The following is a 13,392-nucleotide window of genomic DNA, read 5'->3' on the forward strand; positions in this document are numbered from 1 at the left end:
ATTACTGACTCAACACCCAGGTATCCTTGCTGCCGCCGCCCTGCGAAGAGTTGACCACCAGCGACCCTCGCTTCAGCGCCACGCGCGTCAGGCCGCCGGGGACGACGTTCACCTTGTCACCGTAGAGCACATACGGCCGCAGGTCGACGTGCCGCGGCTCGAACTCATCGCCGATCAGGCACGGCGCGCGGGAGAACGAGATCGTCGGCTGCGCGATGTAGTTGCGCGGGTCGGCCATGATCTTCTCCGCGAACTCCTTGCGCTGGGCGGCGGTCGATTGCGGCCCGATCAGCATGCCGTAGCCGCCGCTTTCGCCGACGGCCTTGACGACCAGCTTGTCGAGGTTCGCCAGCACATGATCACGTTCCTTCTTGCGCGTCAGCAGGAAGGTGTCGACGTTCTTCAGGATCGGCTCTTCGGTCAGGTAGTACTTGATGATGTCCGGCACATACGCGTAGAGCGCCTTGTCGTCGGCGACGCCGGTGCCGAATGCGTTCGCCAGCGTGACGTTGCCCGCGCGATAGGCGTTAAAGAGGCCCGCGACGCCCAGGATCGAGTCCGGCCGGAAGGCCAGCGGGTCGATGAAGTCGTCGTCCACACGCCGGTAGATCACGTCCACGCGGCGCAGGCCGGAGGTCGTACGCATGTAGACGACGTTGTCGTGGACAACGAGATCGCGGCCTTCGACCAGCTCGATGCCCATCTGGCGCGCGAGGTAGGCATGCTCATAGTAGGCCGAGTTGAAGACGCCGGGGGTGAGCACGACGATGTTCGGCTCCGGCCGTCCTTCCGGGGCGAGCGAGCGCAGCGTGCCCAGCAGAAGCTGCGTGTACTGCTCGATCGGCTTGACGTTGTAGGTGCGGAAGAGCTGTGGGAAGATCCGCTTCATGACCCGGCGATTGGTCAGCATGTAGCTGACGCCGGACGGCACGCGCAGATTGTCTTCGAGCACCACGAACTCGCCGTTTTCGAGCCGGATCAGGTCCGTGCCGCAGACCGCGACGTAGACGTTGCGCGGCACCTGCAACCCCACCATCTGGCGGCGGAACTGCTTGCAGCTATACACGACCTCGCGCGGGACGATGCCGTCCTTCAGGATGCGGCCCTCGTTGTAGATGTCGCGCAGGAACATGTTCAGCGCCATGATGCGCTGGGTCAGCCCGCGCTCGACGGTCGCCCACTCCGCGCTGGTGATGATGCGCGGCAGCAGGTCGTAGGGGAAGATCTGTTCCTTGCCCTCCTCGCGCCCATACACCGTGAAGGTGATGCCCTGGTTCAGGAAGCTGAGGTCGGCGGCGTGCTTGCGCTGCTGCAGTTCGCCCGGCGGCAGGGAGGTGAAGTGCTCGAAGAGCGGCTGGTAGTGCTCGTGCAGTTGGTCCGGCCCCGAAAACATCTCGTCGTACGCGTGATCCAGCAGATAGTTCTTCAGCGCGGCTTGCTCGAACTGCTTCGTCTGGGGTGTCGTCATCGGAGATTTGAGTATAAGACGCAACCTCGCCGGAATACCAACGTTTCCGTCTGAAACTATCTTCCTCAGCGGGCATTCCTTATCCGGGCGGAGAGAAGCGCATCCGCTGGCGGAATCCATGCCGCGCGGGCTAACTCACCTGCTATCATCGCCAGCAACTGACGTTCGAGGAGTTCCATGCGGCCTGTCTCCCTGCTGTCCCTGTTCTCGGGTCTTCTGCTCTGCGCATCCGCTCTGGCTCAGACTCAGCCCGCGCATGTCTTCTTCAAGGTCACGCTCGCCGCCAGCGCTTCCGCGCCGCTCGATGGCCGTGTGCTCGTCTTCGTCAAGGCGGGCAAGGGAGACACGTCGGTCGATGTGGACGAGTTTCACCCCGCCGATGTCTGGGTGACGGCGAAGGAGGTTCGCCACCTCGCGCCCGGTGCGTCGGTCGAGATCGACGGCGCCGACCTGGCCTTTCCGCAGAGCTTCGCCGCCATGCCGGCGGGCGACTACGAGGCGCAGGCCGTCCTCGACACGGACCATACCTATAACTACGCGAACCGCGGCTCGTCGAACTGGATTGGTCCGGTCGTGCAGCTTGGCCACTGGAGTCCCGCGGCGGCGGAGCCTGTGCTCACCCTCGATCATCGCGCCGTCGAAGACCCCGCGCGCACGGCCGCCATCGCCAGGGCGAAGTCGAGCGTCCAGCCCGGCGTCGTCGAGGAGTACATCTTCGCCAGCCCGTTGCTCACGCGTTTCTCCGGCAATGCGACGGTGATCCGGTCGTGGATCGCGCTGCCTCCGGGCTACGCAGCGCACCCGGCCGAGCGTTACCCCACGGTCTACGCCACGCACGGCTTCGGAGGCAGCCACGAGAGCAACCTGAACGCCGCCATCCGGATGTCGAAGATGATGGCCGAAGGCTCCCTGCCGCCCATGATCTGGGTGATGCTGGACGAGTCCTGCCCCGGCGGCACGCACGAGTTCGCGGACTCGGTGAACAACGGCCCCTGGGGCGCCGCGCTGACGACCGAGTTCATCCCCGCGATCGAGGCGAAGTACCGCATGGACGCGAAGCCCACCGGCCGGCTGTTGAACGGCCATTCGAGCGGCGGCTGGGCCACGCTGCAGTTGCAGATCAACTACCCGCACGTCTTCGGCGGCACGTGGTCCACCTCGCCGGATTCGAGCGACTTCCACGACTTCACCGGTCCGAACCTCTACGCGCCGCACGCCAACGTCTACCGGAAGCCGGATGGCTCGGCGTGGCCGATCATGCGGATCGACGGCAAGGTGGCCGCGACGATCCAGCAGTTCGCGCAGCTCGAACGGGTGCTAGGCCCCTACGGCGGTCAGTTCACCTCGTTCGACTGGGTCTTCTCGCCACGCTCGGATGGCGGCGAACCGAAGCCCATGTTCGACCGCATGACCGGCGATGTCGACCCCGCCGTGGTGGCGTACTGGGGCGAACACTACGACCTTGCGAACATCGTCGAGCGCACCTGGCCCGAGCGCGGCGCGATGTTGAAGGGACGCATCCACCTGACCGTAGGAACCGCCGACACCTTCTACCTCGACGGCGCCGCCCACCGGCTGGATGCGCGGCTGTCGGCGCTTGGCGCGGATGCGCACTTCGTCTATCTGCCCGGCCGCAGCCACTTCGATCTCTATACGGTCGACAAGGACCGGTATGGCCTGTACAGGCAGATCGGCGCGGAGATGTATGCGGTGGCTCGGCCTGGGGTGGATTGGAAGCAGGGGAAGTAAGCCGACTGCCTGAGCAGGACCAGGGAAAAGCCAATACGGGGGTCCTTCGCTTCGCTCAGGATGACGAACATTCTTACTTGCAAGATGACACGAAAACCCGCTCAATAAGCGGTTTGTCCTCTTTACGCCCTCCACCAAAGCTCGTCATCCTGAACCAAAGCTCGTCATCCTGAACGGAGTGAAGGACCCCTGTATTTCGTTTTTGCTCGTTGTTTGTTTTGTTGTCGCAAGCGCAAAATCCGCATCCAAACTGCCAGAGCATCTTCATCTTCGTCTCATCCTGTATCCTGCCCACACGTGTCCCGGTCCTTTTCCCGCATTCTCGCGATCCTGCTGGCCGTGCTGTTGCTGGCCCCGGCGCGTCCTGGCCGCGCCTACTCCGTCCTCTCACATGAGGAGGTGGTGGATATGCTGTGGCTACCGCAGATCGTGCCCCTCCTCAAGTCGCGTTTTCCCGGCCTGACCGACGAGCAGATTCGCCACGCGCATGCCTTCGCCTATGGCGGGTCGGTCATTCAGGACATCGGTTACTACCCCTTCGGCAGCCACTATTTCTCGGACCTGCTGCACTATGTCCGCACGGGCGACTTCGTCGAGCAGCTCATCCGCGACTCGACCACGCCGGACGAGTATGCCTTCGCTCTCGGTGCGCTGGCCCATTACTGCGGCGACACGATCGGCCACCCCTTCATCAACCAGATCACCGCCGACGAGTATCCCGCGCTCCGGAAGGTCTACGGCCAGTCCGTCACCTACGACCAGAACAGCACCGCTCATCTGCGCACGGAGTTCGGCTTCGATGTCGTCGGCGTCGCCAACGGCGTCTACTCGCAGGAGGCCTACCGCGACTTCATCGGCTTCCAGGTCGCCAAGCCGCTGCTCGAACGCGCCTTCCACGAGACCTACGGGCTGAAGATGTCCGACGTCATCCGGCACGAGGATCTCGCCATCGCGACCTATCGCTACTCCGTGTCGAGCCTGATCCCGAAGATGACCAAGGTCGCGCTGGTCAGCTATCACGACCGCATCGAGCAGGCGCATCCCGGCTTCGACCGCACGAAGTTCCTCTACCGCTTCAACCGCACGGAGTTCAACAAGCAGTACGGGCGCCAGTACAAGAAGCCTGGCATCGGCACGCATGTCGCCGGGTTCTTCATCCGCATCCTGCCCAAGATTGGCCCGTTCAAGGCGCTGCAGTTGAGCATCCCCAACAGCGACGAGCAGACGATCTACCTGCGCAGCGTCAACGCCACCGTCGACCGCTATAGGCTCTACCTCAGCAAGGTCCACGCAAAGCCTGCCGATGCGCCGGACGATCCCGCGCAGGCTCCCGTCTCCACGCGGCCGCCGTTCGTGCCGGAGCTTGCCGATCTCGACATGGACACCGGCCATCCGTCCGACGAGGGCGAGTATCGCCTCGCCGATCGCACCCACGCGCATCTGCTGTCGGACCTCGCCACGGGTCGCGCGCAGGCGCCGCCGGAGCTGCGGCAGATCATGCTGACCTACTACGCGCACGCGGCCACGACCAACGACGAGCTTCGGAAGAAGCCGCGGAAGTGGAAGAAGGTTCAGACAAACCTGACGAAGATGGAAAAGCAGGGAACGGGGAACAGGGAATAGGGAATAGGGGCGAAGAGGGCGGATGCCTTTGCCATGTGCCTATTCCCTCGCTCCGCAAGGACAACTTCCTTCTTCAAATCGGTGTCTAATTAGTTGCATCAGGAGGAAGTCATGCACGTTATGAAAGCTCTCGCACTGCCCGTTCTTGCCGCAGCACTCTTTGCCGCGACCCCCGCTGCCGCTCCCGCGCAGATCTCGATCGGCATCGGTGTCGGCGAGCCGGTCTGCCCTTACGGTTACTTCGATTACGCTCCGTACTCCTGCGCCCCTTACGGCTACTACGGCCCGGAGTGGTTCAACGGTGGAGTCTTCATCGGCGCCGGTCGCTGGTTTCATGGCCCCGCTGGTTTCCACGGCCACGTCGATAACCGCTGGGATCCGCACCATGGCTACCACGGTCCGCTGCCCGAGCAGCATGCGCAGCCGTTCAGCCACTTCCAGCCGAATGAGGCTCGCGGTCCGCAGGGCGTCGTCCATGAGGATCACCCGGAGCACTTCCAGGGTGGCGGACACATGGAAGCCGGTCACGCCGGCGGCGGACGTCGCTAAACTGAATCTCGCGGCATAACGGAAGCCCCGCTTTCGACCGAGTCGGGTCGCAGGCGGGGCTTCCGTGTGTCTGCCGAAAAGGATGAAGAAACGGCAAAACCGCTCATAATCCGGACGTTGTTCGTTCGACAGCCCATCCGTGCGCTAAACTAGGAGTGACGCGCAAATTGCCACCTCCAGCCATCCATGCAGTCAGGCCGGGATCAGCGCGCACAGAATAGGACATCCGATAGCCGTGAGCACCTCCGTAGAAGCCATTCGCAATATCGCCATCATCGCCCACGTCGACCACGGCAAGACCACGCTCGTCGACGCCATGCTCCGCCAGTCCGGCACCTTCCGCTCGAACGAAGCCGTCGCCGAGCGCGTCATGGACTCGAACGACCTCGAAAAAGAGCGCGGCATCACCATTCTCGCGAAGAACACGGCGATCCACTACAAGGATTCGAAGATCAACATCGTCGACACGCCGGGCCACGCCGACTTCGGCGGTGAGGTCGAGCGCGCGCTGAAGATGGTGGACGGCGTCGTTCTGCTCGTTGACGCCAGCGAAGGTCCGCTGCCGCAGACCCGCTACGTGCTTTCGAAGGCGCTCGAAGCCAAGCTGACGCCGATCATCGTCGTCAACAAGATCGACCGTCCCGACGCCCGTCCGCAGGAGGTTCTGAACGAGGTATACGACCTGTTCATCGACCTCGACGCCGACGAAGAGATTCTGGACTTCCCGGTCATCTACACCAACGGCAAGGCCGGCACCGCGACCATGGACCTCAGCGTCCCCGGCACCGACCTGCAGCCGCTCTTCGAGCTGATCTTCAAGACGATTCCCGAGGCCCCCGGCACGCCCGATGGCGACCTCCAGATCCTCGTCACCAACCTCGACTACTCGGACTACCTCGGACGTCTCGCGATCGGTCGCGTCTTCAACGGCACGCTGAAGGTCGGCCAGGAAGTGAATCTGTCGAAGATCGACGGCTCGCTCGTTCCGGTCAAAGTCACCAAGCTCTTTACCTTCAACGGTTTGAAGCGTGAAGACACCACCGAGACTGCGGTCGGCGATATCGTCGCCATCGCCGGCATCGCGGGCATCACGATCGGCGAGAGCTTCTGCGCGCTCGAAAATCCCAAGCCGTTGCCGATCATCAAGATCGACGAACCGACGATCGCGATCAACTTCTCGGTGAACAACTCGCCCTTCGCCGGTCGTGAGGGCAAGTTCGTCACCAGCCGCAATATCAAGGACCGCCTGGAGCGCGAGCTGCTGACCAACGTCTCGATCCGCGTCGAAGACACCGGTTCGCCCGAGACCTTCAAGGTGCTGGGCCGCGGTGAGCTTCAGCTCTCCGTGCTCATCGAGATGATGCGCCGCGAAGGCTTCGAGCTGATGGTCTCGCGTCCGACGATCGTCACCAAGCGCGTCGACGGCGCCCTGATGGAGCCCTCCGAGATTCTGACCATCGACATTCCGGAGAACTTCGTCGGTACCGTCATCGAGCGCCTCGGACCCAGAAAGGGCGAGATGACCCGCATGGCGAACCACGGTTCGGGTCGCGTCCGCATGGAGTTCAAGGTGCCCTCGCGCGGTCTGATCGGCCTTCGCAACGAGATGCTGACCGAGACTCGCGGCACGATCGTCATGAACTCGATCGCCGGCGACTATATTCCCTACCAGGGTGAGATTCCGCAGCGTCCCTCGGGCGCGCTCATCTCCGACCGCCAGGGCGTCACGACCACCTACGCGCTCGACGGCGTGCAGGAGCGCGGCGTGCTCTTCATCGGCGACGGCGTCGAGGTCTACGAGGGCATGCTGGTCGGCGAGCACTCGCGCGACAACGACCTGGATGTCAACGCAGTGCGTGAAAAGAAGCTCACGAACATGCGCGCCTCCGGTTCGGACGACGCTCTCCGCCTGGTTCCGTTCAAGGTCCTCACCCTCGAGCAGTCCATCGAGTTCATCGCCGACGACGAGCTCGTCGAGGTGACCCCGAAGTCGCTGCGCATGCGCAAGAAGGTCCTGCAGGCCAACCGCCGTCCCAAGGGCTCGCGCGGCGGCTCGCATCTGGAGTAGTTTTTTTATCGTGCGGCAACAAGCAAAAGCCCTCCGTCGCGGAGGGCTTTCGCTTTTGTTGCGGGACTTCATGCTTCTGGGCGCGAAGAAAAACTACTTCTTCGCGATCGCAAAGCGCTTGTTGATCTCGTCCCAGTTCACGGTGTTCCACCACGCCGCGAGGTAGTCCGGGCGCTTGTTCTGGTACTTCAGGTAGTAAGCGTGCTCCCAGACGTCGTTGCCGAGGATCGGGTAGAGGCCGTCCGAAAGCGGCGAGTCCTGGTTCGGCTTCGTCACGATGGCGAGCTTGCCGTCCTTATAGACCACGAAGCCCCAGCCGGCGCCGAACTGCTTGGCGGTGGTCTCGTTGAAGGTCTTCTTGAAGGTTTCGAAGTCGCCGAAGGCTTCCTTGATCGCGCTGGCGATCTCGCCCGTTGGCTCGCCGCCGCCGCCCGGCTTCATGATCTCCCAGAACATGGTGTGGTTCACGTGGCCGCCGCCGTTGTTGCGAACGACGGTGCGGACGTCCTCAGGCACGCTGGCGAGGTCCGCGACCAGCTCTTCGGGCGTCTTCTTGCCCAGCTCGGCATGCTTCTCGACCGCGCCGTTCAGGTTCGTCACATAGGTCTGGTGGTGCTTGTCATGGTGCAGCTTCATCGTTGCTTCGTCGATGTAGGGCTCAAGTCCAGCGTAGTCGTAGGGCAAAGGGGGAAGTTCAAAGGCCACGGTATTCTCCTGTCGTGCTTGAGTTGCGGTTGCTTTGGTTCTTGCTCTTCTTCGGTTGTCATTCCCTAAGGGAATCTGCTTTTGCTTCTGCTCTGCTGCGTCTTCCTAGAGTCTCACGGGCCGGTGAATGGAAATCTTTACCCGCACACAAACGGTTCGATGCCATCTTGCTCCAAGGCGATGCAACCTTACAAGTGTTGCTCCCGTTTCGGTGCGATTTCCGCCCGAATCGCTGCGCCCTCTGTCCGTCCGGCGCGTTTTGAGTTCTAATCAAGCCAATGAACGCTCTCTCCGCTGCATATCGCTGGCTGGATGACGACGGTCCTGCATTTGGATCGCCCGGGCTCGAACCACGCTGGACCTCGAGCAAGAAGGACGCCGTTTCGACCGCTTACGCCGCGTCGAGCCGTGTCTGGTTCACCGTCTCGCACGGCACCCTGAACGAGATCTACTACCCCACCATCGACCGTCCGCAGACCCGCGACATGGAGCTGCTCTTCACCGACGGCGAGACGTTTTTCCACGAAGAAAAGCGCGACTTCGAGTATGACTTCTCGTACATCGATGAGGACGCGCTCGCCGTGCGTGTGGTCGCGAGCGACCTCGGCGGCCGGTACACCGTCACCAAGGAGTTCATCACCGACCCGCACCATCCGGTCGTACTGATGAACGTCAAGATCAGCGGCGACGAGAGCGTACTCTCGCGCCTGAAGTGTTACGCCCTGCTGGCGCCGCATCTGAACGGCGGCGGCGCGGACAACTCCGCCCGCTCGATCGAGATCGCCGGCCAGCGCGCCATTCTGTGCTGGAAGGACGCCACCGCGCTCGCGATGGGCGTGGATTGCGGCTTCACGCGCAGCTCCTGCGGCTACGTGGGTTCGAGCGACGGCTATCAGGATCTCTCCGGCAACATGAAGATGGAGTGGAACTTCGGCCAGGCGCTCAACGGCAACATCGCCGTCATGGGCGAGATCGACATCGCGAAGCACCGCGAGTTTACCCTGGCGCTGGCGCTGGGCGACGGCCCGCACGCCGCGCTCGCCGGCATGATGCAGACGCTTTCGACGCCCTATGCGCTGCATGTCAAGCGGTTCATCGAGCAGTGGCACCGGGCGGAGTCGCCCACCAAGCTGGCCTCGGCCTCGACCGACAAGGGCCGTCTGATGCGCATCTCGCACCACATCATCCTGACGCACGAGGACAAGACGTACTCGGGCGCGTTCATCGCGTCGGCGTCGATTCCCTGGGGCGCGTCGAAGGGCGACGACGATCTCGGCGGATACCACCTGGTCTGGACGCGCGACATGGTGCAGTCCGCGACCGCGATCCTGGCCTGTGGACGAACGGACACCGCACGCCGTGCGCTGGTCTATCTGGCCTGCACGCAGCGGCCGGACGGCGGCTTCGCGCAGAACTTCTGGATCGACGGAACGGCCTACTGGACGGGCATTCAGCTCGACGAGGTCGCCTTCCCGATCATCCTCGCCTGGCGGCTCTGGAAGCTGGACGGACTAGGCAACTTCGACGTCTTCCCGTTTGTCGAGCGGGCGGCGGCCTTCCTGGTCAAGTATGCGCCGGTGACCCAGCAGGAGCGATGGGAGGAGAACGCGGGATATTCTCCCTCGACGCTCGCGGCGGTCATCTCCGCGCTGGTCTGCGCGGCCGATATCGCCTGCGACCACAAGGCGCAGGAGCTTTCGAACTTCCTGCTCAGCTACGCGGACTGGCTCGAAGCGCACCTGGACGAGTGGACCACCACCGACGACGGCGTGCTGCTGCCCGGCGTCAAGCGCCATTACATGCGCATTCGTCCGCCGGCAGTGGGCGAGCCCTTCCACAATCCGCAGGCCGCGCCGGGCACGATTCACATCGCCAATCGCGGTCCGGGCGAGAAGTACGACTACGACGCCCGCGAGGTGATCGACGGCGGCTTCCTCGAACTCGTCCGCTACGGCATCCGCCGCGCCGACGATCCGCTGGTGATCGACTCGCTCAAGGTTGTCGACTCCTGCCTGAAGATCGAGACGCCCTATGGCGATGCATGGCGCCGTTACAACCACGACGGCTACGGCCAGAAGAAAGATGGCGGTCCCTTCGAGCACTGGGGACAGGGCCGCGCCTGGCCGCTGCTGGGCGGCGAACGCGCCCACTACGATCTGGCCGCGGGCAAGGATGTGAAGTCTTATATCACGGCGTTCGAGCAGTTCAGCTCCATCGGAGGCATGCTGCCGGAGCAGATCTGGGATCACGACGATATGCCGTCCGAAGGGCTCTATCTCGGCCGCTCGGCCGGCTCGGCGCAGCCGCTGGTCTGGGCGCACGCGGAGTATATCAAGCTGCTCCGGTCGACCTCGGACGGCAAGGTCTTCGACCGCATCTCGGTCGTGGCCGATCGTTACGCCGTCGAACCGGGCACACGGACCTTCACCAGCGGCATCGAGGTCTTCCAGATGGCGCGGCCGATCTCGTCTGTACCGGCGGGGCAGTCGCTGCGCATCGTCGATCCGGACCGCTTCCGCGTGATCTACACGCTGGACGACTGGGCGACGACCTGGAGTCTGGAGTCGCGCACGGTCGGCTACCCGGGCAGCTTTGTGGATATCCCCACGCTCAAGGGCGCGGCCTTTCCCGCGACGCTCACCTTTACACTCTACTGGCCGGCAGGGAACAATAAGGCGGAGCGCTGGCTGGGCCGGAATATCGAAGTTGCGGTCAATCCGGTCCCGCCACCCACCGCACCCGTGGAGGCGAAACCTGCGGTTTAGGGCGAATCCCGATGCACGAACTGTGAATCTCACCTCCAACCCGCGCCCGTTCTCCGCTTTTTGACCACGTAGCCGTCTTCCGAAGGCGTTCCCGCTAGTACACTGATTACGAAAGTCCAGACTTTGAAAGAATTCCTCGTGCGCCCGCTCACAGCAGTTGGCCACGACCAAATTTCAGGAGCAGAATGAGCGAACTCTCGCAGCACGAACTCGACCAACTCTCGATCAACACCCTCCGTTTCCTCGCTGTGGACCAGGTCGAAAAGGCCAAGAACGGCCACCCTGGCGCCCCGCTGGGCTGCGCTCCGATCGCCTATCTGCTCTATCACAAGTTCATGAAGCACGATCCGTCGGACCCGAAGTGGTCCAACCGCGACCGCTTCGTTCTGTCCAACGGCCACGCGTCGGCGCTGATCTATGGCATGGTGCATCTCGCGGGCTACGACCTGCCGATGAACCAGCTTGAGAACTTCCGCGAGTGGGGTTCGCATACGCCGGGTCACCCGGAGTACGGCGAGACCCCGGGCGTCGAGGTCACCACCGGGCCCCTGGGTCAGGGTCTGGGCATGGCCGTCGGCCTCGCGATCGCGGAGAAGCACCTCGCGGCGATCTACAACCACGAGAATCACACCCCGGTCGACCATCACACCTACGTCCTCTGCGGCGACGGCGACCTGATGGAAGGCATCTCGCACGAGAGCTGTTCGCTGGCCGGAACGCTGGGTCTCGGCAAGCTGATCGTGCTGTACGACGATAACCTCATCTCGCTCGACGGACCGACCGACCTCTCGTACACCGAAGATGTCGTGAAGCGCTTCGAGGCGTATCACTGGCACGTCCAGACCGTCACCGACGGCAACGATCTGGTCGCGCTGACCGAGGCGATCCAGAACGCGAAGAACGAGACCACCCGTCCGTCGCTGATCAAGGTCCGCACCGTGATCGGCTATGGCAGCCCCAAGGCCGGCACGAAGGGCGTTCACGGCGAGGCGCTCGGAGAGAAGGCCGCCAAGGAGACCAAGAAGAACCTCGGCTTCCCCGAGGACAAGATGTTCTACGTCCCCGAAGAGGCCGGCAAGAACTGGCTCCAGATCAAGGAGAACGGCGCGAAGTATCACGCGGAGTGGGACGCGAAGTATGCGGAGTATGCCAAGGCGTATCCCGAGTTGGCGGCGCAGTACGACCGCACCACCGCGATGAAGCTGGCCGAGGGCTGGGAGTCGAAGATTCCCGTCTTCCCGACCGACAAGCCGGTCGCCACGCGTAACGCCGGCCAGGTCGTGATGAACGCCATCGCGGGCGTCGTGCCGGAGCTGTTTGGCGGCGCGGCCGACCTGACCAGCTCGACCAAGACCATCTTCAAGGATTCGCCGAGCTTCCACGTCGATCCCAAGGGCCGCAACGTCTTCTTCGGCGTGCGCGAGTTCGGCATGATGGCCGCGGTCAACGGCATCGCAGCGCATGGCGGTCTGATCCCGTTCGGCTCGACCTTCTTCACCTTCTCGGACTACTGCCGTTCGGCGATGCGCATGGGCGCGCTGATGTCGGTCCATTCGCTCTACGTCTACACGCACGATTCGATCGGCCTGGGCGCCGACGGCCCGACGCACCAGCCGGTGGAGCACCTGATGAGCCTGCGCGCGATTCCACAGCTCACGGACTTCCGTCCGGCGGATGCGAACGAGACCTCCGCCTGCTGGCAGCTTGCGCTCGAGCGCAAGTCGGCGAGCTTCATGGCGCTCTCCCGCCAGGATCTGCCGGTGCTCGATAACGAGAAGTACAACGTTCACGCAGGCGTTCGCAAGGGCGCATACGCGCTCGATTCGACAGGCAAGGACGTCATCCTGATCGGCGTCGGCTCCGAGGTCGAACTGGTGCTGAAGGCGGCGGAAGAGCTGAAGGCAACCGGCATCGGCGCGACCGTCATCTCCATGCCGAGCTTCAAGATCTACGACGAGCAGGACGAGGCTTACAAGGCCGAGCTGCTGCCCGAGGGGATTCCGAAGGTTGCGGTCGAGGCCGGCGCCACCATGGGCTGGTACAAGTACATCGGTCACAACGGCGTCGCCATCGGCGTGGACCGGTTCGGCGCCTCGGCTCCTGGACCGCTCGTGATGGAGAAGCTGGGCATCTCGGTCGCGCACATCGTCGAAGCAGCCAAGAAGCTGGTCAAAAAGTAACACGGAGGCGAAGGCGGAGCCCGCAAGGCTCCGCCTTCGCACGTGCCTCGCCTTCTGTCGTTGCCTGTTCCTTTGTCTGTCATTCCCGCAGGGAATCTGCTTTTGTCTTGTATTCCTTCCATCGGAGAAGCAACATGGTCACCAGCGAACGCGAGATGGTCAAGAAGACGACCGAAGTTCCCGCGGAGGAGCGCTTCACCTCGCTCCAGCCTACCTATGAAGACACCGTACCTCCCGACGCGGACGACGCGTGGGACGACGACGCGGGCTACTGATCGAACGCGT

9 protein-coding genes are annotated in these 13,392 nt (G+C 63.3%); 7 read left to right on the forward strand and 2 right to left on the reverse strand.

The genetic code is table 11. The features are described 5' to 3' along the window. Position 1: 1 nt before the first annotated feature. Positions 2–1,468 (reverse strand): circularly permuted type 2 ATP-grasp protein, encoded by a 1,467-nt coding sequence (locus tag CHB87_RS14840; RefSeq protein ID WP_089409220.1) that lies wholly within the window; start codon positions 1,466–1,468, stop codon positions 2–4. Between the two features lie 177 nt (positions 1,469–1,645). On the opposite strand from CHB87_RS14840, the gene CHB87_RS14845 reads away from it, so the two are divergent. The 4 genes from CHB87_RS14845 (at position 1,646) to typA (ending at position 7,457) form a co-directional block, all read left to right on the forward strand. Next, a complete protein-coding gene (locus CHB87_RS14845) occupies positions 1,646–3,217 on the forward strand; it encodes an alpha/beta hydrolase (protein ID WP_089409221.1) in 1,572 nt (523 codons plus the stop codon). A gap of 297 nt (positions 3,218–3,514) precedes the next feature. Further along, positions 3,515–4,840, forward strand: coding sequence for a zinc dependent phospholipase C family protein (locus CHB87_RS14855; protein WP_245818012.1), 1,326 nt, complete (start codon positions 3,515–3,517; stop codon positions 4,838–4,840). Positions 4,841–4,951: 111 nt separating this feature from the next. Continuing rightward, positions 4,952–5,389 carry a hypothetical protein gene (locus CHB87_RS22635; protein ID WP_245818013.1) on the forward strand — a complete coding sequence of 146 codons (438 nt, stop codon included), beginning with the start codon at positions 4,952–4,954 and terminating at the stop codon, positions 5,387–5,389. Between the two features lie 235 nt (positions 5,390–5,624). Continuing rightward, entirely contained in the window at positions 5,625–7,457 is a 1,833-nt protein-coding gene (gene typA, locus CHB87_RS14865; protein ID WP_425432485.1) for a translational GTPase TypA, read from the forward strand. Between the two features lie 93 nt (positions 7,458–7,550). On the opposite strand, the gene CHB87_RS14870 is transcribed toward typA, so the two are convergent. After that, entirely contained in the window at positions 7,551–8,162 is a 612-nt protein-coding gene (locus tag CHB87_RS14870) for a superoxide dismutase (protein ID WP_089409224.1), read from the reverse strand. A 278-nt stretch (positions 8,163–8,440) separates the two neighbouring features. Here CHB87_RS14870 and CHB87_RS14875 point away from each other — a divergent pair, with 278 nt between their 5' ends. The 3 genes from CHB87_RS14875 (at position 8,441) to CHB87_RS22330 (ending at position 13,382) form a co-directional block, all read left to right on the forward strand. Beyond that, positions 8,441–10,927 carry a glycoside hydrolase family 15 protein gene (locus CHB87_RS14875; RefSeq protein ID WP_089409225.1) on the forward strand — a complete coding sequence of 829 codons (2,487 nt, stop codon included), beginning with the start codon at positions 8,441–8,443 and terminating at the stop codon, positions 10,925–10,927. Positions 10,928–11,112: 185 nt separating this feature from the next. After that, positions 11,113–13,107 carry a transketolase gene (tkt, locus tag CHB87_RS14880; protein ID WP_089409226.1) on the forward strand — a complete coding sequence of 665 codons (1,995 nt, stop codon included), beginning with the start codon at positions 11,113–11,115 and terminating at the stop codon, positions 13,105–13,107. A gap of 134 nt (positions 13,108–13,241) precedes the next feature. Then, positions 13,242–13,382 carry a hypothetical protein gene (locus CHB87_RS22330; RefSeq protein ID WP_176441784.1) on the forward strand — a complete coding sequence of 47 codons (141 nt, stop codon included), beginning with the start codon at positions 13,242–13,244 and terminating at the stop codon, positions 13,380–13,382. The last annotated feature ends 10 nt before the right edge of the window (positions 13,383–13,392 follow it).

This window comes from Granulicella rosea (assembly GCF_900188085.1).
GTDB lineage: Bacteria > Acidobacteriota > Terriglobia > Terriglobales > Acidobacteriaceae > Edaphobacter > Edaphobacter rosea.